The sequence below is a fragment of the Micromonospora luteifusca genome, assembly GCF_016907275.1.
Lineage (GTDB): Bacteria > Actinomycetota > Actinomycetes > Mycobacteriales > Micromonosporaceae > Micromonospora > Micromonospora luteifusca.
Window position 1 is genome coordinate 1,768,380 of record NZ_JAFBBP010000001.1, and the last position, 21,336, is coordinate 1,789,715.

At 70.2% G+C, this 21,336-nt stretch carries 22 protein-coding genes; 9 read left to right on the forward strand and 13 right to left on the reverse strand.

Annotation, left to right across the window (positions count from 1 at the left end):
- Window positions 1-79: 79 nt before the first annotated feature.
- Window positions 80-724: a DUF4870 domain-containing protein gene (locus JOD64_RS07560; protein WP_204941584.1), complete on the forward strand. Its 645-nt coding sequence runs from the start codon at window positions 80-82 to the stop codon at window positions 722-724.
- Between the two features lie 69 nt (window positions 725-793).
- Here the strand turns inward: JOD64_RS07560 and hemW are convergent, their stop codons facing one another.
- Window positions 794-2,017: a radical SAM family heme chaperone HemW gene (gene hemW, locus JOD64_RS07565; protein ID WP_204945952.1), complete on the reverse strand. Its 1,224-nt coding sequence runs from the start codon at window positions 2,015-2,017 to the stop codon at window positions 794-796.
- Between the two features lie 19 nt (window positions 2,018-2,036).
- On the opposite strand from hemW, the gene JOD64_RS07570 reads away from it, so the two are divergent.
- The gene (locus JOD64_RS07570; protein WP_204941585.1) at window positions 2,037-2,846 is read left to right on the forward strand and encodes an enoyl-CoA hydratase-related protein; all 810 of its coding nucleotides are present in this window, start codon (window positions 2,037-2,039) and stop codon (window positions 2,844-2,846) included.
- A 76-nt stretch (window positions 2,847-2,922) separates the two neighbouring features.
- On the opposite strand, the gene JOD64_RS07575 is transcribed toward JOD64_RS07570, so the two are convergent.
- Complete coding sequence (locus tag JOD64_RS07575) at window positions 2,923-3,687, reverse strand: SDR family NAD(P)-dependent oxidoreductase (protein ID WP_204941586.1); 765 nt, start codon at window positions 3,685-3,687, stop codon at window positions 2,923-2,925.
- Between the two features lie 398 nt (window positions 3,688-4,085).
- Between JOD64_RS07575 and JOD64_RS07580 the strand changes: the two genes are divergently transcribed.
- From JOD64_RS07580 to JOD64_RS07590, 3 genes are all read left to right on the forward strand, one after another.
- Window positions 4,086-4,946 (forward strand): hypothetical protein, encoded by an 861-nt coding sequence (locus JOD64_RS07580; protein ID WP_204941587.1) that lies wholly within the window; start codon window positions 4,086-4,088, stop codon window positions 4,944-4,946.
- Window positions 4,947-5,167: 221 nt separating this feature from the next.
- Window positions 5,168-6,070, forward strand: coding sequence for a phytanoyl-CoA dioxygenase family protein (locus tag JOD64_RS07585; protein WP_091409805.1), 903 nt, complete (start codon window positions 5,168-5,170; stop codon window positions 6,068-6,070).
- Between the two features lie 184 nt (window positions 6,071-6,254).
- Entirely contained in the window at window positions 6,255-7,457 is a 1,203-nt protein-coding gene (locus JOD64_RS07590) for a low temperature requirement protein A (protein WP_204941589.1), read from the forward strand.
- Window positions 7,458-7,482: 25 nt separating this feature from the next.
- Here the strand turns inward: JOD64_RS07590 and JOD64_RS07595 are convergent, their stop codons facing one another.
- Complete coding sequence (locus JOD64_RS07595; protein WP_204941590.1) at window positions 7,483-8,676, reverse strand: low temperature requirement protein A; 1,194 nt, start codon at window positions 8,674-8,676, stop codon at window positions 7,483-7,485.
- A gap of 158 nt (window positions 8,677-8,834) precedes the next feature.
- The gene (locus JOD64_RS07600; protein WP_204941591.1) at window positions 8,835-9,476 is read right to left on the reverse strand and encodes an MOSC domain-containing protein; all 642 of its coding nucleotides are present in this window, start codon (window positions 9,474-9,476) and stop codon (window positions 8,835-8,837) included.
- A 134-nt stretch (window positions 9,477-9,610) separates the two neighbouring features.
- Between JOD64_RS07600 and JOD64_RS07605 the strand changes: the two genes are divergently transcribed.
- Both JOD64_RS07605 and JOD64_RS07610 read left to right on the forward strand, forming a co-directional pair.
- Window positions 9,611-10,090, forward strand: coding sequence for a hypothetical protein (locus tag JOD64_RS07605; RefSeq protein ID WP_204941592.1), 480 nt, complete (start codon window positions 9,611-9,613; stop codon window positions 10,088-10,090).
- Window positions 10,087-10,401, forward strand: a complete 315-nt coding sequence (locus JOD64_RS07610; RefSeq protein ID WP_204941593.1) for a winged helix-turn-helix domain-containing protein — start codon at window positions 10,087-10,089, stop codon at window positions 10,399-10,401. Before JOD64_RS07605 ends, JOD64_RS07610 begins: the two co-directional genes overlap by 4 nt.
- Window positions 10,402-10,435: 34 nt before the next feature.
- On the opposite strand, the gene JOD64_RS07615 is transcribed toward JOD64_RS07610, so the two are convergent.
- The 7 genes from JOD64_RS07615 to JOD64_RS07645 all read right to left on the reverse strand — a co-directional run bounded on the left by JOD64_RS07615 (window position 10,436) and on the right by JOD64_RS07645 (window position 18,151).
- Entirely contained in the window at window positions 10,436-11,266 is an 831-nt protein-coding gene (locus JOD64_RS07615; protein WP_204941594.1) for a carbohydrate ABC transporter permease, read from the reverse strand.
- On the reverse strand, window positions 11,263-12,249 hold the full coding sequence (locus JOD64_RS07620) for a carbohydrate ABC transporter permease (RefSeq protein WP_204941595.1): 987 nt from the start codon (window positions 12,247-12,249) through the stop codon (window positions 11,263-11,265). Before JOD64_RS07620 ends, JOD64_RS07615 begins: the two co-directional genes overlap by 4 nt.
- Window positions 12,246-13,532 (reverse strand): sugar ABC transporter substrate-binding protein, encoded by a 1,287-nt coding sequence (locus tag JOD64_RS07625; protein ID WP_204941596.1) that lies wholly within the window; start codon window positions 13,530-13,532, stop codon window positions 12,246-12,248. Before JOD64_RS07625 ends, JOD64_RS07620 begins: the two co-directional genes overlap by 4 nt.
- A gap of 249 nt (window positions 13,533-13,781) precedes the next feature.
- Window positions 13,782-14,066: a GlsB/YeaQ/YmgE family stress response membrane protein gene (locus tag JOD64_RS07630; protein WP_030336502.1), complete on the reverse strand. Its 285-nt coding sequence runs from the start codon at window positions 14,064-14,066 to the stop codon at window positions 13,782-13,784.
- A 619-nt stretch (window positions 14,067-14,685) separates the two neighbouring features.
- Window positions 14,686-14,970, reverse strand: a complete 285-nt coding sequence (locus JOD64_RS07635) for a GlsB/YeaQ/YmgE family stress response membrane protein (RefSeq protein WP_184177723.1) — start codon at window positions 14,968-14,970, stop codon at window positions 14,686-14,688.
- Between the two features lie 652 nt (window positions 14,971-15,622).
- Entirely contained in the window at window positions 15,623-17,500 is a 1,878-nt protein-coding gene (lepA, locus tag JOD64_RS07640; RefSeq protein ID WP_204941597.1) for a translation elongation factor 4, read from the reverse strand.
- A 114-nt stretch (window positions 17,501-17,614) separates the two neighbouring features.
- A complete protein-coding gene (locus tag JOD64_RS07645; RefSeq protein ID WP_204941598.1) occupies window positions 17,615-18,151 on the reverse strand; it encodes a DUF4240 domain-containing protein in 537 nt (178 codons plus the stop codon).
- Window positions 18,152-18,212: 61 nt separating this feature from the next.
- Between JOD64_RS07645 and JOD64_RS07650 the strand changes: the two genes are divergently transcribed.
- Together JOD64_RS07650 and rpsT are read left to right on the forward strand one after the other, a co-directional pair.
- Window positions 18,213-19,199: a phosphotransferase gene (locus JOD64_RS07650; protein WP_307813285.1), complete on the forward strand. Its 987-nt coding sequence runs from the start codon at window positions 18,213-18,215 to the stop codon at window positions 19,197-19,199.
- A 182-nt stretch (window positions 19,200-19,381) separates the two neighbouring features.
- Entirely contained in the window at window positions 19,382-19,648 is a 267-nt protein-coding gene (rpsT, locus tag JOD64_RS07655) for a 30S ribosomal protein S20 (RefSeq protein ID WP_204941600.1), read from the forward strand.
- A 95-nt stretch (window positions 19,649-19,743) separates the two neighbouring features.
- On the opposite strand, the gene JOD64_RS07660 is transcribed toward rpsT, so the two are convergent.
- Entirely contained in the window at window positions 19,744-20,166 is a 423-nt protein-coding gene (locus JOD64_RS07660; protein WP_204941601.1) for a hypothetical protein, read from the reverse strand.
- Window positions 20,163-21,143 (reverse strand): DNA polymerase III subunit delta, encoded by a 981-nt coding sequence (holA, locus tag JOD64_RS07665; protein WP_204945953.1) that lies wholly within the window; start codon window positions 21,141-21,143, stop codon window positions 20,163-20,165. The genes JOD64_RS07660 and holA overlap by 4 nt, the downstream gene beginning before the upstream one ends.
- Window positions 21,144-21,336 lie beyond the last annotated feature (193 nt).

A 21,336-nucleotide genomic window follows, 5' to 3' on the forward strand; every position in this document is an offset into this window, starting at 1 on the left:
CCCGCTGGGCCGATCGGCCCAGACTGCCGGGCGGAGTCGCTCTGGTGCGGCGTTGCCACGGGCCTCTACCGTGACATCCATGACTGAACCTCCTCGCCCTCCCGGAGCGGGTGAGCCCGGCGACTACCCGCCGGAGCCGACCTCCCCGAGTTCTTTCCCGTCGGCCGAGCCGCCCACCGCACCACTGTCCGGGGCACCCGGCCCGGGCGGCTATCCCCCGGCCGGTGGCTATCCGCCGCCCACCGGTGACCAACCGCCGTCAGGTGGCTACCCTCCGGCGGGTGGCTATCCGCCGCCCGGCGGTTACCCCCCGCCCGGCGGTTACCCCGCTGGCGGCTACCCGACCGGTGGCGCCTACGGCGGCCCCGGCGGCGGCTATGCCAACAACGAGGACAAGACCTGGGCGTTGGTCGCGCACTTCGGCGGCGCCGCCGGCATGATCATCAGCGGCGGCGTGCTCGGCTGGATCGCCCCGCTGGTGGCGATGCTGGCACGCGGCAACCAGTCCCCGACGGTGCGGGCGCACGCTGTGGCAGCGCTCAACTTCCAGCTCATCTGGTCGATCGTCGGTCTGGTCGGCTGGGTGCTGTCCTGCATCCTGATCGGCTTCATCGGGGTCGGGGCGGCCATCATCCTCGGTGCCGTGTTCGGCATCATCGCTGGCATCAAAGCCAACGAGGGCCAGCTCTACCGCTACCCGCTCTCTGCGAGCTTCATCAAGTGAACCGGTCCGGCCGCTCCCCCGGCCGGCCCGCAGCACCCGCTGCCCCGCTCCGGGGCAGCGGGAGCCCACTCAGGGCAGCAGGTCGCGCACGACCGCGTCGGCGAGCAACCGCCCGCGCAGGGTGAGCACCGCCCGACCGGCCCCGTACTCATCGGCGTCCAGCAGGCCGTCGGCCAGCGCCCGCTCCGCACCGGCCCGGCCGGTGCCGTCGAGCACCGCCAGCGGCAGGCCACTGGCGAGTCGCAGCCGGAGCATCACGTCCTCCATGTGCGCCTCGTCGACCGTGAGCACCTCCCGGGCCAGGCCGGGAGACGCACCCGCGGCCAACCGCTGGGCGTACGCCGAGGGGTGTTTGACGTTCCACCAGCGCACCCCGCCGACGTGGCTGTGCGCCCCCGGCCCCAGCCCCCACCAGTCCGCGCCGGTCCAGTAGAGCAGGTTGTGCCTGCAACGCGCCTCGTCGGTGCGGGCCCAGTTGGAGACCTCGTACCAGGAGAGCCCGGCCGCGTCGAGCGCGGCCTCCGCGGCGAGGTAACGGTCCGCGGCCACGTCGTCACTGGGGTACGCCAGCTCGCCGCGTTTCATCCGGGCGGCGAGCCGGGTGCCGTCCTCGACGATCAGGGCGTACGCGCTGACGTGGTCCACCCCGGCCGCCACGACCTGGTCCAGTGAGGCGGCGAAGTCCTCGGCCCGCTCCCCCGGTGTCCCGTAGATCAGATCCAGGTTGACGTGCTCGAACCCGGCGTCCCGCGCCTCCAGGGCGGCGGCGGTGGCCCGGCCTGCGCTGTGTTTGCGGTCCAGGATCGCCAGCACTCCCGGTGCGGCGGACTGCATGCCCAGCGAGATCCGGGTGTAGCCGGCGGCCCGCAGCAGCTTCAACGATTCCGGGGTGACCGATTCCGGGTTCGCCTCGGTGGTGACCTCGGCGTCGGCGGCCAGCCCCCAGGTGCGGTCGATGCCGTCGAGGATGCGGGCCAGGTCGTCGGCGGGGAGCAGGGTGGGCGTGCCGCCGCCGACGAAGACGGTGTCGACCCGGGGCGGCGGGCTGTCGCCGAGCACCCGGGCCGCCAGTGCCAGCTCGGCCAGGACGGTGTCGGCGTACCCCTCGCGGCTGGCCCCACCACCCAGCTCGGCCGCCGTGTAGGTGTTGAAGTCGCAGTAGCCGCAGCGACTGGCGCAGAACGGGACGTGCACGTACACGCCGAAGCCGCGCGCGCCGACCGCCGTGGTGGCGGTGGCGGGCAGCGATCCGTCTACGGGGACGGTCTCACCATCTGGAAGGACGCCGGGCATGGCCACTAGTGTGCCCGGCATGACCTCTCCCGACGTCCTCGTGCGGGTCGCCACGGCCCGTGGGGTGACCACCCTCACCCTGGACAGCCCGCACAACCGCAACGCGCTCTCCACCGGGCTGATGACCCAACTGCTGGCCGGGCTGGCGGACGCGGTCGCCGACGACGCGGTCCGAGTGATCGTGCTCGACCACACCGGCCCGGTCTTCTGCTCGGGAGCTGACCTGAAGGAGACCGCCGCGGCGTACGCCAGTGGGACGGTGCCCGCCGGGATGCTGGGCGACGTGCTCGCCGCGCTCTGGGAGTGCCCGAAGCCGGTGCTGGCCCGGGTCGCCGGGCCGGCGCGAGCCGGTGGGCTGGGCCTGATCGCCGCCGCCGATCTGGCGGTCTGCGCCGATCAGGCGACGTTCGCGTTCACCGAGGTGCGGATCGGGGTGATCCCGGCGGTGATCTCGGCGACCGTGCTGCCTCGGCTGCACCCGCGCGCCGCCGCCGAGCTGTACCTGACCGGGGACACCTTCGACGGGCGACGGGCCGCCGAGATCGGCCTGGTCACGGCCTCCGTGCCGGCGGACGACCTGGACGCGGCGGTGCGGCGTTTCTGCGACTCGCTGGTACGCGGCGCGCCCGGCGCGTTGGCCGGCGCGAAGGAGCTGCTGCGCCGGCCGGGCAACGCCGAGCTGCGTGGCGACCTGGCCCGGCTGGCTGCTCTCTCGACCGGCTATTTCCTCTCCGACGAGGGGCGCGAGGGGGTCACCGCCTTCCGGGAGAAGAGATTGACTCGATGGGTGGCCGCTCTGGACGGTGGTTCCGGCGATCAGGCCGAGTAAGGCCGGGGACGGGTAGGGCCGGGGCCGGCGGGGACGCCACCTGCGAGGGGTGGTGCCCCCGGCCGTCCGGGTCGGGTCACCAGGCGGTCGCGCCGCCGTCGACCGGGTAGTTCGCCCCGGTGATGTACGACGCCCGGTCCGATGCGAGGAACACCACCAACTCGGCGACCTCCTCGGGGCGGGCAAACCGCTTGAGGAGGGTCTTGCTGGTGATCGCGTCCCGGGCTTCCTGGTTGTCGCCCAGGTCGCGCTCACTGGCCGGGGTGAGGATCGGCCCGGGGCTGACGGCGACCGCCCGGATCCCGTGCGGGGCGCCTTCGAGCGCCAACTGTCGCGTCAAACCGATGACGCCGGCGTTCGCCGCGGTGTGGCCGACCATCGGGGGGACCTGACCGGCGATCATGCCGGCCATGGAGGCGGCGTTGATGATGACGCCCCCGCCCCGCTGGACCAGGTGCGGCCAGGCGAACTTCGACACGAAGTAGGGAATGTCGAGCTCGCCGGTGATGGTGTACCTCCAGTCCTCGACGGAGAAGTCCGGCATCGGGCCGAAGCGGAGCGCGGCTGCATTGTTGTAGACCACGTCGAGCCCGCCATAGGCCGCGGCGGCGTCCTCGACGAGCTTCCGCACCTGCTCGGCGTCGGTGAGGTCGACCGGCGCGATGCCGGTCATCTCACCGCCGGCGATCCGGACGAGTTCGACAGTCTCTTCGTTGCCGGCCACCTGGATGTCGGCTCCGACGACCTTCGCGCCCTCTCGCGCGAACGTCAGCGCCGCGACGCGTCCCAGACCGCCGCCGGTACCGGTGACGAGTACAACCTTGCCGTCGAGCGTTCCCATGGAATTCCTCCTTGCTCCGTGGCCGGTCCGGCCGCCCGTGTGTCCGATCGGCAGGCCCAACGATTGACATGTCAACCGGGATAAGTCCTTGACCGGTCAATCGCTTCCCCACAGGGTCGAGGCGGTGACGCGCACAACAGTTCAGGCCGCCGGAACGCAGGGTGCTTGCCACCCGACCAGCCGGACCTGGCACCAGATGCCTCGATTGTCGCCGGGCCGTGGCGTCGGAGAGGGCATACGGGGAGGTGAGACCACGCCTGAAGCGGGAATGCCTCGATCGGAACGCGTCGGCGGAGCCGACCCCGAACCGGGCGGAGCTGCCGAGCCGACCCCGAACCGCTCGGACGACCCGAACGGGGCGGCGGGGACGTACGCTTGGCAGACTTGTCGATCTGGGGGTGTGGGTGCGAACTCGGGCAGCCGTGGCGGGTGGAGTGGTGCTCATCCTCGTCGCCGTGATCGCGATCTGGCTCGTCGTACGGCAGGTCGGAGACCGCCTTCAACTGCCGGTGCTGGCACGAAAGTGCACCGTGCAGGCTGACGGCCGGGTCGCACTGGATGCCGACCAGATGGCGAACGCGGCGACCATCGCGGCGATCGGCGCGAAGCGCGGCATGCCCGAGCGGGCCGTGGTCGTCGCGCTGGCCACCGCGTACCAGGAGTCCGGGCTGCGCAACCTCGCCGACGGCGACCGTGACTCGGTCGGCCTGTTCCAGCAGCGACCCAGCCAGGGCTGGGGCACCCCGGCGCAGATCCGCGACCCGCGCTACGCGGCCAACCGGTTCTACGCCGCGCTGAAGAAGGTGCGCGGCTGGGAGAAGATGCGCGTCACCGACGCCGCCCAGCGGGTGCAGCGATCGGCCTTCCCGGAGGCCTACCAGAAATGGGCCGACGACTCCGAGGTGCTCAGCAGGGCACTGATGGGTGACGCCACCGGCGCGGTCGCCTGCACGGTAGGGCGTACCCCGGTGATGCACGGCGCGGCGGCGGCCGCGCAGCTGACCCGCAACCTGGTGCTGGACTGGGGGTTGAAGGGCCTCGACCCGACCGACCCGACCGGGCTGGCGGTGACTCCGGGCGACCAGCGTGACGGCTGGCGGTACGCGCACTGGCTGGTTTCGCACGCCCAGGACCACGGGGTGAAGCGCGTCCGCTTCGGCGACCTGGAATGGACCGCCCGCGACGGCACCTGGGGTCGGGTGACCGGCCAGCAGAACCCTGCCGGCCAGGTGGTGGCCGAGGTGTTCAACGAGGGCTGACGGGTCCGGATCTCTTAACCGGCAGTCACCGCACAATCGGACAAAATTGTCGGATCCCCTCAACTGATCACGGAATTCTCACGCTGCGCAGTCCTTCCGCTGCGCGGGGTCCCACTGGCGGCATACTCGCGCGACACGACTCCCCGATGTCCTGGCCATCGCGTTACGATCGGCGGCCTGTGCCAGAAATGGTTTCACCTCATGGGGAGGGGTACGACGCGGTGTTCGATTACGGCGACCGGACCGGCTACGAACCGATCAGCGACACTGACCGCAAGGAGTTCCACGAGCAGGGCTTCCTCCTGCTGCGCAACGTCCTGACGGAGGACCACCGGGCGGCGCTGGAGGCGGCGGTCGACCGCGTCTACGCGGAGGAGCAGGCAAAGGGCACCACCAAGAAGGACGGCACCCTGCACCTGCTGGGCTTCCTGGAGCGCGACGAGCTCTTCGGCGAGTTGCTCACCCACCCGATCGCCTTCCCGTACATGTGGGGGCTGGCCGGCTGGAACATCTACACCCACCACAACCACCTGGACGTCACCCCGCCGGCCGCCGAGCCGGAGAAGCCCTACTGGGGTTGGCACCAGGACGGGTACCGGCAGAACTCCGACCCGGAGACGATGGACCCGAACCTGCCTCGGCCGATGTTCTCGCTGAAGGTCGCGTACGTGCTGTCGGACCTCTCCGAGACCGGCCGCGGCGCCACCAAGGTCATCCCGGGCAGCCACCTGAAGAACTCGCTGCCCCGGCCGGCGGACCTCACCGTGCAGAACCCCGACCCGGAGGGCACGGTGGAGATCACCGCCAACCCGGGCGACGCCTTCATCTTCGACCGCCGGCAGTGGCACTCGCGGTCGACGAACCTGTCGACCATCACCCGCAAGATGCTCTTCGTCGGCTACACCTACCGGTGGATCCGCCCCCTTGACGAGCTGCACCCGGACGTGAACGGCGAGTGGTACCGCAACCGCACCCCGGTGCAGCGCCAGCTGATCGGTGAGGGCACCCACACCGCGAACTACTGGGGCATCAACTGGGACGGGTACGTCGACGACGAGATCCCGCTGCGCAAGGAGCTCAAGGAGCGCGGCCTGCTGGACCGCAACATCCCCTGGCTCCGCTGATCTCCTGCTGCTCGTGGAACGGCCCTCTGCCAGTGGCAGGGGGCCGTTCCCGTTCCGCTGACCGCGCCCGGGACGAGCCCGTTCCGCGGCACCCGGCGCCACACTGTCGGTAGCGTGGCGGGTGCGCGGCGTCGGGGCGCAGCGCCCCCGCCCAAGGCGCGGGGTGGCACAGGAGGCAGTCGCAGTGACGTCCGCTCCGCTTCCCCGGATCCTCCGCCGCCGCGGCGAGCCGGAGTATCCGACCTTCCTGGAGCTCTTCTTCGACCTGGTCTACATCTTCATGTTCTCCCGGCTCGCTGCCAGCCTGGCCGACAACCTCACCCTCCGGGGTGCGGCCCAGACCGCCGTCCTGCTGCTGGCCGCCTGGTGGGTCTGGGTGCTGACCGCGTGGCTCACCGACCTGTTCAACCCCCGACTGCCGATCATCCAGGCGACGGTCCTGCTGGTCATGCTCGGCACCCTGCTGATGGCCATCGCGACCCCGTACGCCTTCGGCCGGTACGGGTGGCTCTTCGTCGCGGCGTACTTCGGCATCCACCTCGTCCGTGACGTCGTTCTGATCCCCGGCACCCGAGTGAACCGTCCGATCCAGGCCAGGAGCATCCGGGTGTTCTTCTGGTTCGGCATCACCGTGGCGCCCTGGGTGGCCGGAGTGTTCGTGGACGAGACGGCGCGGCTGGTGCTCTGGTCGCTCGCGGTGGCCGTCGACCTCGGGTCGGCCCGGATCGGCTGGCCGACGCCGCGGCTGGGGCGGACCGAGCTCGCCAGCCAGATCTTCACCGGGGTGCACCTGTCCGAGCGGCACCGGGCGATCTTCATCGTCGCGCTCGGCGAGCTGATCCTCAACATCGGCATAAGGCTGGCTGGCAGCGGATTCACGGCCGGTCCGGTGGCCACCTGCGCGGTCGCGTTCGTCAGCGCGGTCCTCCTGTTCCAGCTCTACTTCCAGCGGGTCCAGCGGATCCTGGCCCCGCCGGGTGTCGCAACCGTGGAACGGGTCCGCTCCGGCACCTCCACCTCGTACACCCATCTGGTCATGGTGGCCGGGGTGGTGCTGGTCTCGACGAGCACCTCGATGGTCATCGACAGTCCGTTCGGTCGCGCCCCGGTCGAGCTGGTGGCCGTCATCCTCGGTGGACCCGGCCTGTTCCTGCTCGGCAGCGTCCTGTTCGACGCCGTGGTGACCGCCCGGATCCTCTGGTCCCGGGTGCTGGCGATCGTGGCGCTCGTGGTCGTGGCGCTGTGCGCCCTGGTGGGGCCCGACACGCTCCTGCGCACGCCCCTGACCATCCTGGTGGTGGCGAACCTGATCCTGCTGCTCACCCTGGTCTCCGAAGAGCTTGCCGCGCATCGCCGACCGGTCGCGGCCACCGCACCGGCACGATGAGAGGCTGCCTCGTCGCATCGGGCAGTCACCGCAGCATCGGCGGTGCCGGCGTACGCGCGTGTAGGCGGGTGCTCGCCAGGTTCGCCACGGCGATCAGGGCCAGCACGGTCATGGCGAGCAGGGCGACCAGGACCGGCGGCAGCAGGGGCGCAGCCGGCGCCACGCACGCCAGCAGCACCAGCCCGACCAGCCGGGACCGCGAGATCCGCCCGAACACGGTGAAGTCGAGTACGCCCCGACCGACCAGGTACAACGCGGGGCCGCCGAGGATGACCGCTGCCCACGACGGCGGCGTCTCGCCCAACGGGCGGCCCACCACCAGGTGGCTGGTGACCGCGGCGCCGACGATTCCGGCCACCATGATCAGATGGGTGACCGCGGCGGACTGGGTGAGCAGCGCCGGGTCGGTCGACCGGGCGATCGCCTCGGTCAGCAGCTCACCGGCACGGTAGATGTAGATCCGCCACATCAGCACCACGGTGCCGAACACCACCACCAGTGCCCAGGCACGTTCCATCGTGTAGTCGCTCGTGCTGAAGGTCGTTCCGGTCACGAAGAGCGAGACACCGAGCGCGACGATGACGAACTGCCGGTAACGCTCGGCCACCCGCCCGCCGACCCACCCCCAGTCACGCGCTCGTGAGCGGCCGATCCGGGGCACCGGCCAGCCGAACGCGCCTGCGGAGTACTCGATGACGACCGCCAGCGCCCAGATCGGTAACTGGCCCGAACCGCCGACGAGCGCCCCACCGATCCATGCGACGCCAGCGATGGACTCCCAGGTCTGGATCCGGATGCTGCTGGGAAGCAGGATCCTGTTCGAGACGACCAGGGCGTAGTAGAGGGAGGAGCTGAAGTGGAGGGACACGTACGTGATCGCGAAGAGCAGCCCGTGATCGCCGTACGCATCGGCCGCCGCCGCGGCCAACAGCAGGCTGGCCGCCGCCACCCAGATGAAGAGCCCCTGCCCAGACGGGGAGGCCAGGTCGATGGCGTCCGCTCCCCAGACGGTCAGTGCCCAGATCATCGTGAACGCGAGCAGCAGCACCAGCGTCTTGGCGACGCCGGTCCAGGTGAGGTTGTTGGCCAGCACGGTCGCCAAGGTGACCAGCGCGAAGACGTAGACGAGGTCGAAGAAGAGTTCCAGGAAGGCCGGACGCTCCAGATCCGAACTGGCTGGTGTCCGCGCCGCAGCGCCACCGTCCGTTGCCATCGACATCGCGCTCCACCCGGTCGCCCGCCGCACGCCCTCGGTGGGGACATTACGGGCAGGCCCCTCGGTCGGACCCGTCATCGGGTTCTTCGAGCCGATCCGGTGGGCTGCCCGCCGTTATCCCAACCTGGACCTGAAGGCCGGGTGTCGTCGCGGCGCCGTGGTCAGCCCTGGGCGGCCAGGCGACGACGAGCCTTCTCGCGGATCTTGTCCGGCAGATCCTCCGCGTCGAGCAGTCGGGGCAGCAGCTCCGGCTCCAGGCTGGTCGCCCGGAACACCTCGCCGATGGTCACCCCGTGCGCGGGCCGCTCCACCACCTCGACCGGGTCGCCCGGGCCCACCTCCCCCTCGCGAAGCACCCGCAGGTACGCCCCGGGCAGTGCCCGGGCGGTGAACCGCTTGATCAGATCCGGGACGCCCCAGAAGCCGGCGAAGGTGGTGCACGGCGTTCGGGGCTTGGTCACCTGGAGCAGGGCGGACCCGACCTGCCACTGCTCACCGATCACCGCGCCCGTGATGTCGACCGCGTACGTGGTGAGGTTCTCGCCGAAGCCACCGGGCCTGATGTCCCGCCCCAGCTCGGCCGCCCACCAGGCGGCGTCCTCCTCGGCGTAGGCGTAGACCGCCTGGTCCTCGCCGCCGTGGTGGGCTCGCTCGCCGATGAAGTCGCCGACCACTCCGTCGACACGGAACGCCACTGGCGCGTCCACCGGCCGCTTGTCGATGCCGCTGCGACCGCTCGCGTCGCCGGCCCACTCCGCCTCGGTCACCCTGCCGAGGTTCACCGCTGCCACCCTGCCCGTCATGGCGTCAGCCTAACGGCGCGTCCAGGCCCGGAAGCGCCACCTCATTCCCGACGCGGAAAGTACTTTCCTACCGGGCAAGAAGATGCTCTACTTGCCTAACAAGAAAGTTCTTGCCTTCTCCTCAAGGAGCAGCCATGACCGATCCAGGCATCACTCCCGCGTCGGCCGCCGACGCGCTCGCCGAGATCCACGCCCGTCGCGACCAGGCAGTCACCGCCACCCTTGTCCCCCACTGGTACTGGCCTGCGGTGGGCGGGCTCATGGTCGCCTTCACCGCCGCCGTGGAGACCCGCCGGCCGTGGGCGGTGGCGGTCGGGTCGGTGGCGTACGCGATCGGCCTGGCCGCCGTCGTGGGCCGAGTCGTGGTGCGGCACCGGGCCCAGGTCCGCACCAGCCTCATCGGTGTACACGGCGCGGCCGCCATCACCGGTTACGTGCTCGCCCTGGTCGCGCTCAGCCTCGGCACCGGGTTCGCCGCCGAGGCGGCCGGCCTGGCCTGGCCCGCGACGATCGGCGCGGCCACCACCGCCGGCGCGATGACCGCCACCGGGCTGCCGCTGATGCGCTACCTTCGCCGGGTGATGACCAACCGACCGCTTGGCGGCGGCCGGTGAGCACTCCCCGGTTCGACGAGCTGATCCACGCGCCGACCCGGCTGTCCCTGGTGAGCCTGCTCGCGGCCACCGAGTGGGCGGAGTTCCGCTACCTGCGCGAGCAGCTCGGGCTCTCCGACTCGGCGCTGTCCAAGCAGCTCACCACGCTGGAGCAGGCCGGATACGTGGAGATCCGCAAGAGCTTCGTCGGCAAGCGCCCGCGTACCTCGGTGACCCTGAGCAGCGCCGGTCGGGCGGCGTTCGACGGGCACGTGGCGGCGCTACAGGAAATCGTCGCCCGGTCGGGGCTCACCGTCCTGCCCGGCGGTTGACCACCGGCCCCGGCGGTCGTCCACAGCCAGCGGGTCAGCCCTTGACGGCGCCGGCCACCAGGCCGGAGACCATCCGGCGCTGCACCAGCAGGAAGAAGATGATGACCGGCAGGGTGAACAGGGTGGACGCGGCCATCACCGGCCCCCAGTTGGTGTCGTCGCGGCCGAAGAAGAAGGTCATCGCGACCGGCAGCGTGTAGCTCCCCTGATCGTTGATGAACGTCAACGCGAAGATCAGCTCGTTCCACGCCGTGATGAAGGAGAAGATGCTGGTGGCGACCAGGCCGGGCGCGACCAGCGGAAGAAGGATCCGCCGGAACGTCTGGGCCCGGCTGGCGCCGTCGATGGCCGCGGCCTCCTCCAACTCCTTGGGCACCGCGGCGACGAATCCGCGCAGCATCCAGACCGCGAACGGCAGCGAGAAACCGAGGTACGTGAGGATCAGGCTGGGCAGCGTGTTGTAGAGCCCCAACCGCTGGATCATCAGGAAGAGCGGGATGACCAACGCCTCCAGCGGGATCATCTGCACCACCAGCAGCATGATCAGAAAGCTGGTCCGCAGCCGGAAGCGGAACCGGGCCACCGCGGTCGCGGCGAGCAGCGCGACCAGGCCGCTGAGCACCACCGTGGAGATCGCGACCAGCGCGCTGTTGACGAAGAAGTCGAAGAAGCTGACGCCGGGGATCAGGTTGCCGGTCAGGATCTCCCGGTAGTGCGCCAGCGTCGGGTGGGTCGGCACCGGCTGCGGGGTGGCCGAGAAGATCTCGTTGCTCGGCTTCAGCGAAGTCGAGATCATCCAGTAGACCGGGAACGCCGCGAAGAGCGCGACCAGCAGCCCGGCGGCGTTGAGGGCGACCTTCTTCACGACTCGTCCTCCTGCCTGAGCACCATCCGTACGTAGAAGCCGGTGACCACCAGCAGGATCAGCGTGAGGATCACCGCGATGGCCGCGCCGAGTCCGTACTTCGGCGGCGGAGAAAACGCCTCGGCGTACGAGTAGATGGCGAGCATGAACGTCGGCCGGTCCTGGGTGCCGCCGGCCAACACGAACTGCTGGGTGAAGACCTTGAAGTCCCAGATGGTGGAGAGCACGATCAGGATCCCGAAGACCGGGCGCAGCAGCGGGAAGGTGATCTTCCAGAAGACCCGCCACGGGCTGGCGCCGTCCACCCGGGCCGCCTCGTGCAGCTCGCTCGGCACGCTCTTGAGACCGGCGAGCACGCTCACCGCGATGAACGGGAACGAGTGCCAGACCACCACCAGGGTGAGGATGGCGAAGAAGAGCAGTGGCGAGTTGAACCAGCCGTACCCGGTCCAGTCGCTACGACCGAACAGGCCGTTGGAGAGCCCGTCCGGCAGCGCGTTGAACAGCCAGGTGACGAGGCCGCTCGTGTCGTCGAAGATCCACTTCCAGACGATGGTGCCGGTCAGTGCCGGCGTGGCCCACGCGAGCATCACGCAACTGGCCACGAAGGTCGCCATCTTGCGGCCGAGCCGGTTGAGCAGCAGCCCGACCAGCGTGCCGAGGATCATCGTGAGCAGCACGTTGGCCGCGGCGAACAGCACCGTGTTGCGCAACACGGTCAGGAAGAACGGATCGGAGAGGATGTCGGCGTAGTTGCCCAGCCCCACCCACGGCCACTCTCGGTCGCCGCGCAGTTGCCGGACGCTGTTCAGCCGGTAGAAGGACATCGCCACCACCTGGCCGAGCGGCCAGAGCAGCAGCACCCCAATGATCACCAGTGCGGGCAGGAGCAGCAGGTAGGGCAGGCGGTCCACCCGGCGACGCCGCCGCGCGGGGGTCTCCCGCGCGGCGGCCGCCTCCGGCACCTCGGTCAGCGTGGTCACTTGGCGTTGAGGATGCTTTCCATCTCACCGGCCGCATCGGCGGTAGCCTTCTCGACCGTCTTCTGACCCTTCATGACCGAGCTGTTCATCGCCTGGGTCACCGTCTTGGTCCGGCTGACCTCCACCCACTTCGGGGTGAGCGGCGTGAGCTTCGTGTTCTGCATGGTGGTGGCGAACGCCGCCATCACCTTGTCATTGGCGTACGTGTCACCAGCGACCAGATCCTGGTAGACCGGGAAGAAGCCGAGGCTGCTCGCGAAGCTCTGCGCGTTCTTCTTGTTCAGCAGCACCGTCAGGTAGTCCCAGGCCAGGTCCTGGCGCTCGCTGTCCTTCCAGATCGCCACATCCGAGCCGCCGGCGAAACCGGGTGCCGCCTTGCCGTCCGGGCCGGGGATCGGGAACGTACCCCAGACCTTCTCGATCTCGGGGTTGTCCTTCTTGATGGCGGCCTGCTGCCAGCTGCCGGCGAACGCCATCGCCGCCTTGCCGGTGGCGAACTGGGTGCGTGCGTCGATCTCGTTCCAGCCCGCCGCTGCCGGCGGGGCCACCTTGTGGACGGTCACCAGGTCGGTCCAGAACTTGACGGCCCGCTGCGCCTCGGGCGTGGTGTAGCCGGACTTCCAGGTGCCGCCCTGGTTGCTGGCGATCTCGCCGCCGGCACCCCAGAGGAAGGAGTAGAAAGGCAGCTCGGAGTTACCCGGCAGGGCGATGCCGTAGGTGCCCTTCTTCTTCGCCTGCACGGCCTTGGCCACCGTGACCAGATCGTCCCAGGTCTTCGGCGGCTGAACGCCCGCCTCGGCGAACCAGTCCGTGCGGTAGTAGATCGCCCGGACGCCCGCGTACCACGGCACGCCGTACTGCTTGCCGTCGAGCTGCGCGTTGCGCACCAGGTCGGGCAGCAGGTCCTTGCTGTCGGCCCAGCCACCCATCCGCCCGCTCACGTCGGCGAGCGCCTCCTGGGCAGCCCAGCCCTGAGTCTCGGTGTTGCCCAGCTCGGTGACGTCCGGCCCCTCGCCCCCGGCGAGCGCGGCCTGGAACTTCTTGGGCGCCTCGAGCCAGGGAATGTACTGCACGACCACGTCGGTGTCGGGGTGCTTCTGGCGGAACTCGGCCTCGACCCCGTCGAGGAAGGAGTTCTGCGCGTCGCCGCCCTCGCCCATCATCCAGACCGTGAGCTTGCTGTCGTCGGCCGCGTCCTCACCGGAACCCCCGCAACCGGTCAGCACCATCGCGGCCGAGGCCACCATGGCGGTGACCGGGGCCAGCCGCTTCCACCTGTTCACGCCAGTTCTCCCCTCGCGCCGCCTGGAACTAACCTTCTCCGCCGCACCTTAGTACGAAGAATTCCTTTACGACAGTGGGCGGGGCGGGGCGAAATCCTGGCGACCGTACCGCAGAGGCCCGACGAGCGGCGCCATCGCATCGGGCCGAAGTTGGGCACTTCGCACGAAAGAGCGCCCGGCCAGGGCCGGGCGCTCTTTCCAGTAGTGCGGTCTTGCCAGTCCTGCTGTCCCGCAGGTGATGCCAGGTCGTTATCGGGTGATGCTGCGGCGGCGACCCACACCAGCCACCAGCGCGACCGCGATGGCCGCAACGACGACCTGCACCAGCAGCTCGCCCCAGTCCACACCGTTCGTCTCGGTGGCGATACCGATGGCCCGCGCCAGCACGGTGCCCAGCAGAGCCGCGCCGACACCGATCAACAGGTGCAGCCAGATCGGCATGTTCTGCCGGCCCGGGACGACCAGGCGGCCGAGCGCGCCGACGATGAGACCAACAACGATCGCAGTGATGATGCCCCACACGGTGAGCTCCACGGCCACCCTCCTTCAAGAATGTCTGACACACACGATCTGTGTGCTTCCTGTCGTGACCGCTAAATGCCCGCCCCACCGAAAATCCAAACCGACTCCAGCCACCAAACGATCACGACTCGGCCGACAAGAACACGTCCCACCGCCCACCCCGCAGCCCTCGCACCCCCGCAGAGGCAACGACGACCGAGACGACGAGCCACCGAGACAGCAGGAGCGACGGCCCGCCGGCCCAGCGGTGCGATCAGGCCACCGGGCCATGTGATCAACACGAGGTCGCCGATGTTGCGGCATCAGGCCGCAGAGACACCCCCACATCGCCGAAGTTGAGTGGATCACGGTGGGGCGCGCGCCAGGCCGACCTGACGAGGCCCGACCTTGTGACCACTCAGGACGCCGGATCGGGAGATCAACACCAGATCGCCGACATTGCGGCATCACACCCACAAGGACACCCCCAGTTCGCCGAAAGGGAGCGGAGCCGGTCACGGTGATCCGGCGCGCCGGAGGCACCCGACTGGCACCGCGACCGACCACCGCCGGGACAAACGCCGATGGGCGCCCGACCTGCCGGTCGGGCGCCCATCCGGGGTGTTGCGGTGGTACGTGGTAGTGCTCGCTGTTATCGGGTGACGCTGCGGCGGCGACCCACGCCAGCCACCAGCGCGACCGCGATGGCCGCAACGACGACCTGCACCAGCAGTTCGCCCCAGTCCACGCCGTTCGTCTCGGTGGCGATGCCGATGGCCCGCGCCAGCACGGTGCCCAGCAGAGCCGCGCCGATGCCGATGAGCATGTGCAGCCAGATCGGCATGTTCTGTCGGCCGGGGACGACCAGGCGGCCGAGCGCGCCGACGATGAGACCAACAACGATCGCAGTGATGATGCCCCACACGGTGAGCTCCACGGTCGTCCTCCTTCAAAGAATGTCTGACACACACGATGTGTGTGCTTCCTGTCGTGACCGCTAAGTGCCCGGCTCGCCGAAAACCCAAACCGACTCACCTCAGAGGACAGGGCCAGGCATCAATGCCAAACGCGTGCGTCGGTTGGCGCGGGAGCGCGTCCACACAGGTAGGAGCCCATCTCGTCGCCCCTTTTCAGCCCACGACGACGCCCCAAAAAAATCCGCCGCCGCGGTCACGCCACCGCCCTCAGCAGCCAGCCTGCACCCATGACGGGCCGACCGGCCGGCCGAGGCAGACGCGCCGAGGGGACCAGTCGAGGCAGCCCGACCGAAGCAGACCGACCGAGCAAACGGGCGCCGAGGAGACCCGCCGAGAGGGCCGACCACCGGGTGCCGGGCCACACGGACCACCTGACCGCACAGATCGACCGCACGGAAGGCAACGGCACCAACGGACGACACCGAAGGGCGGCCACACCAACAGACGGCCACACCAACAGGGGCGGCCACACACCAACAGACGGCCGCGCCAACGGGGCGACCGCACCAACGGGGCGACCACACCAACAGACGGCCACACCAACAGGGGCGGCCACACACCAACAGACGGCCGCGCCAATGGGACGGCCGCGCCGAAGGGCAGTGGGCGGAGCTACTTCTTCCCGGCGGCCTTGCCGTCACCGGAGTCGGAGGAGAGGGCGGCGATGAAGGCTTCCTGCGGCACCTCGACCCGGCCCACCATCTTCATCCGCTTCTTGCCTTCCTTCTGCTTCTCCAGCAGCTTGCGCTTACGGCTGATGTCGCCGCCGTAGCACTTGGCGAGCACGTCCTTACGGATCGCCCGAATGGTCTCGCGGGCGATGACCCGGCTGCCGATGGCCGCCTGGATCGGCACCTCGAACTGCTGGCGCGGGATCAGGGTACGAAGCTTGGCGGCGATGGTGACGCCGTAGTTGTACGCCTTGTCCTTGTGCACGATGGCGCTGAACGCGTCCACCGGCTCGCCGTGCAGCAGGATGTCCACCTTCACCAGCTCGGACGCCTGCTCGCCGGAGGGCTCGTAGTCGAGTGAGGCGTAGCCCTTGGTACGGCTCTTCAACTGGTCGAAGAAGTCGTAGATGATCTCCGCGAGGGGCAGCGTGTAGCGCAGCTCCACCCGGTCGGCGGAGAGGTAGTCCATGCCCAGGAGGGTGCCGCGCCGGCCCTGGCAGAGTTCCATGACCGCGCCCACGTAATCGTTGGGCGTCAGCACGGTGGCTCGGACCACTGGCTCGTACACCTCGGCGATCTTGCCGGTGGGGTACTCGCTCGGGTTGGTGACGACGATCTCCTCGCCGTCGTCCGTGATCGCCCGGTAGACGACGTTGGGCGCGGTGGAGATCAGGTCGAGGTTGTACTCGCGCTCCAGCCGCTCCCGGATGATTTCCAGGTGGAGCAGGCCGAGGAAGCCGCAGCGGAAGCCGAAGCCGAGCGCACCGGAGGTTTCCGGCTCGTAGTCCAGTGCGGCGTCGTTGAGCTTGAGCTTGTCGAGCGCCTCGCGCAGATTGGGGTAGTCGGACCCGTCGATCGGGTAGAGGCCGGAGTAGACCATCGGCTTCGGGTCCTTGTAGCCACCCAGCGCCTCGGCCGCCGGCCGGCTGTTGATGGTGACCGTGTCGCCGACCCGGGACTGCCGAACGTCCTTCACACCGGTGATCAGGTAGCCGACCTCGCCGACGCCGAGCGCCTCGGCCTTGACCATCTCGGGCGAGATGACGCCGATCTCCAGCAGCTCGTGCACGGCCCCGGTGGACATCATCTTGATCCGGTCCCGGGCGCTGATCCGCCCGTCGATGACCCGGACGTACGTGACGACGCCGCGGTAGACGTCGTACACCGAATCGAAGATCATCGCCCGGGCGGGCGCCTCGGCGTCGCCGACCGGCGGGATGAACTGCCGGACGATCTCGTCGAGCAGGTGCGGTACGCCTTCGCCGGTCTTGCCGGAGACCCGGATGCAGTCGGCGGGGTCGCCGCCGATCAGGTGGGCGAGCTCCTCGGCGTACTTCTCCGGCTGGGCGGCCGGCAGGTCGATCTTGTTGAGCACCGGGATGATGCGCAGGTCGTTCTCAAGGGCCAGGTAGAGGTTGGCCAGGGTCTGCGCCTCGATGCCCTGCGCGGCGTCGACCAGCAGCACGGCCCCCTCGCAGGCGGCCAACGATCGGGACACCTCGTAGGTGAAGTCGACGTGCCCCGGGGTGTCGATCATGTTGAGCACCGCGTGCTCGCCGGTCCGCTCGCCGTCGCGGATCGTCCACGGCATGCGGACGGCCTGACTCTTGATGGTGATGCCGCGCTCGCGCTCGATGTCCATCCGGTCCAGGTACTGGGCGCGCATCTGCCGGGGGTCGACCACGCCGGTGAGCTGCAGCATCCGGTCGGCCAGGGTCGACTTCCCGTGGTCGATGTGGGCGATGATGCCGAAGTTCCGGATGCGACCGGGGTCGGTGGAACCAGGGGCGTTCGCGCCGGGATCGAGCTTCGGTGGCACAGCGGTCCGTTCTGGTCGGCTGACGTGAACAGGCCGGCGCGCCGCCGACCCCCTCTATGTTCCCACGCCGCCGGGGTGCGCCCGCTGCGCGGGCGACGGATCGACCCGCGGCCCTCACTCCACCGGCGGCTCGACGAAGAGCGCGGCGAGTCGCGGCAGCCGACGACGCGCCTCCTCCTCGTCGTCGAAATCCCAGAAGTCGTTGAGGTCCGGCGTGCGCACCGGGTCGCGGTCCGCCGGCAGTTCGGTCGCGGTGGCCTTGCGGTACGCGTCCCAGGGCACCGACAACATCTGCTCGGCGGAGAACTCCTCGCCGCTGAGCGAGGCCGCCCGCACCTGGGGCAACTCGGCCAGGGAGTCCGGTTCCGCGACCGCGCGGGCGAAGACCGCCCGTCCCTGGGTCATCAGCCAGCCCCGGAAGTGCTCGAAGCCGTCGGCCGAGGCGCCACCGTTGATCAGGTACGCCGCACCCCAGAGGTCCGCCTTGTGCGAGGCGGCCAGCACCCGTGTCTGATGACGGGCGTACCCGATGATGTCCTCCGGGTCGCGCTCGGCGAGCAGCGCGACGGCCCGCGCGGCGACCGGGCCGGGCTCACCCCCGCCGCCGGCCCGAGCCTGGTCGATCAGCTGCCAGAAGTCCTCGGTCCTCATGGGTTGGCAGTCTGGCAGTGTCGCCGTGCGTCGCGCACGTACCCCGGGGCAGCATGGTGGGGTGTCTCCTCCCCCGCTGCCGCCGGTGCCCTACCACGCGAGCGCGCTGCGCCCGTCGTGGCCGACGTTGCCGGCGGCGCTGCGGGCCGCGGTCGGCGAACGGCTCGGTGCGCCGGTGGTCACCGCCCGGGTCGCGGGCGCGGGGTTCACCCGGGGGTTCGCCGCCGTGCTCGAGACGGCCGACGGCGGCCGGGCCTTCGTCAAGGCGGCACCCGCCGTCGAGCAACCGCATCTGGTCGACTGGTACGCCCGAGAGGCCGCGATCCTGGACCGGCTGCCGGTGGCCCTGCCGGCGCCCCGCCCCCGGTGGACCCTTTACGAGGCCGGCTGGTTCGTGCTCTGCACCGACGCCGTCGACGGCCACACCCCGCGCCTGCCCTGGGTGGCCGGCGAGTTGGACGCCACCCTCACCGGGTGCGCGGAGGTCGCCGCCGCCCTGGCCGACCCGCCGGCGGAGCTGACCGCGCTGGGTCTGCCGCACCTGGCCGACCTGGCCCGCTCGGACATCCTGTGGTGGGAGGAGGTCGCCGCGGGTCGCGAGCCGACCCCACCGCTGCCGCCACCGGCACTGGGCCGGCTGCCCGAGCTGGTGGCGCTGGAGTCGCGCCTCCCCCGGTACGCCGCCGGGGTGACCGGCCTGATCCACGGCGACCTGCGGGTCGACAACGTGCTGATCGACGCGGACGGCCGAGCCTGGTTCTGCGACTGGACCTGGGTCTGCTCCGGGCCGGCCTGGTTCGATCTGGCCGGCCTGCTGCTCACCGCGTACGCCAGCGGACTGGACGCGGACCGGCTCTTCGCCGCGCACCCGGCGACCGCGGGAGCACCCCCCGACGCGCTGGACGCGACCCTGGCCGCGTTGGCGGGCTACTACCTCACTGGGGCCGCGGCGGCACCGCCGACCGCCTCGCCGCACCTGCCCGCCCACCAGCGCTGGAGCGGTGAGCAGGCACTCGACTGGCTGGCTCGCCGGCAGGGCTGGGGGTAACCGGCGACCACGGCCGGGGGCGTAGTCTGGTCCCCGACGGGCCGGGTCCGTCCGCACGAAGGCCGAGCCGTTTTGGCTCGTCCCGGGCGACCTGGTAACCTGGCTCTTCGCGCAGCGATGACGCATGTTCGTCATCCCGCGCATAAGCTGACCAACCCGAGCTATCAAGACGAGGCTGTCGCGTGGCGAACATCAAGTCCCAGATCAAGCGCAACCGGCAGAACGAGAAGGCCCGGCTGCGCAACAAGTCGGTCAAGTCGTCGCTGAAGACCGCCGTCCGGAAGTTCAACGAGGCTGTTGAGGCCGGTGACGCCGAGAAGGCCACCGCGCTCATGCAGGACGCCTCGCGCAAGCTGGACAAGGCCGTCAGCAAGGGCGTGATCCACTCCAACCAGGCCGCGAACCGCAAGTCCGCGATCGCGAAGCGCGTGGTGGCACTCTCCGCCTGACGATTTCACCGTCAGACTGATTTCGGAAAGCCCCGGACCTCGGTCCGGGGCTTCCGTGTGTCTACAGCCCAGTCGTTTGCCCGTGGTCCCGGTGCTCAGCCGGACGGGTCGGCGCGGCGGGTGGGTGGCGCCGGATCGGCGTTGATCACCACACCGGTGACACTGTGCGAGATCCACTCCACCTGGGCTCGCCCGACCGCCGGCTCCATCTGCCGACGGAAACGGTCGCGTTCCTGCTCGGGCACGAGCGCGGCGGAACGGACCACGATCGCGGCCACCATGTCGTTGAGCTTGACCATCGCCGCCACCACTACCGGCAACACCAGGACCGCCCACCAGGTGACCAACTCGGCAAGGGCGAGCAGCACCGCCAGGGCGATGGTGCCCTCGAAGAAGAGGAAGCACAGCACGCCGCCGGGGTTGACGAACCGCAGACCGAGGAGTCGGGCATAGAGCGGTCGGTACCGCTCCTCGTCGACTGCGATGGTGGCCCACGCTGGGCGGTTCGCTCCCGTCACCTGGTGCTGCCCTGCCGGGCCGCCGCGACCGAGAAGACCGCGCGCTCCAGGGCGTACGCCCGGTCGTCGGAGCCACCCTTGACGGCCGCGTTGCACTCGGCGGCGACCTGCATGGCCCGGACCAGGCCCTCCGGCGTCCAACCCCGCCCCTGCCGCTGCGCCCGCTCGATCTTCCACGCCGGCATCCCCAGGGTGCTGGCGAGCTGGTACGGGCTGCCCCGCCCGGCCGACGCGACCCGGGCCACCGTGCGCACCCCGTCGGCCAGAGCGTCGGCGATGGGCACCGGGTCGACCCCGACGTGCAAGGCCCAGCGCAGCGCTTCCAGAGCCCCCGGCACGTCGCCGACCATGGTGGCGTCCGCCACCGTGAAGCCGGTCACCTCGACCCGACCCCGGTAGTAACGGGCGACGGTGTCGGCGCTGATCCGCCCGTCGGTGTCGGCGATCAACTGGGAGCACGCCGCAGCCAGCTCGCGCAGGTCGTTGCCGACCGCCGCGATGAGCGCCTCGGCGGCGTCGTCGGTGCACTTCCCGCCGGCTCGGCGGATCTCGTCGCGGACGAACGTCACCCGGTCACGGTGCCCCTTGAGCTTGGCCGCCGGCACGACCGTCGCGCCGGCCGCCCGCAGCCCGTCGGCGAACGCCTTGCCCTTGGCCCCGCCCAGGTGCAGCACCAGCAACTGGACGTCCGGGTCGGGGTTCTTCGCGTACGCCAGTAGCGCGGCGACCAGGTCCTTGCGGGCGTCCTGGCCGGAGCGCAGGATGAGCAGCCGCCGCCCCCCGAACAGCGAGGGGCTGAGCATCTCGGCAATCTCGCCGACGGTGAGCGCACTGGCCTGGTATTCGCGGACGTCCACCTCAGCGTCGACGCTACGGACCTTCGCGACAGCTTCGGTGACCGCGCGCGTGGCGAGCAGCTCCTCGTCACCGAGGACGAGCAGAATGGGGGCGAGGCTGGCGGCGTTCACGCCGCCCATATTCGCACGGCCCACCGCGGGATCGTGCCTGCTCATTCGCTGCCTGGTCGGCGCAGCCCGCACTAAGCGCAAAACCAGACATATATCGCGATTCATTGCAAAATCCGCAATCCGGCTATTGAACGCGGCCTGCTGCGGGCTGGCCGACGCCCGTCCGGCCGCCTTCACAAGCCCCGCAATCCCCCGACGATCC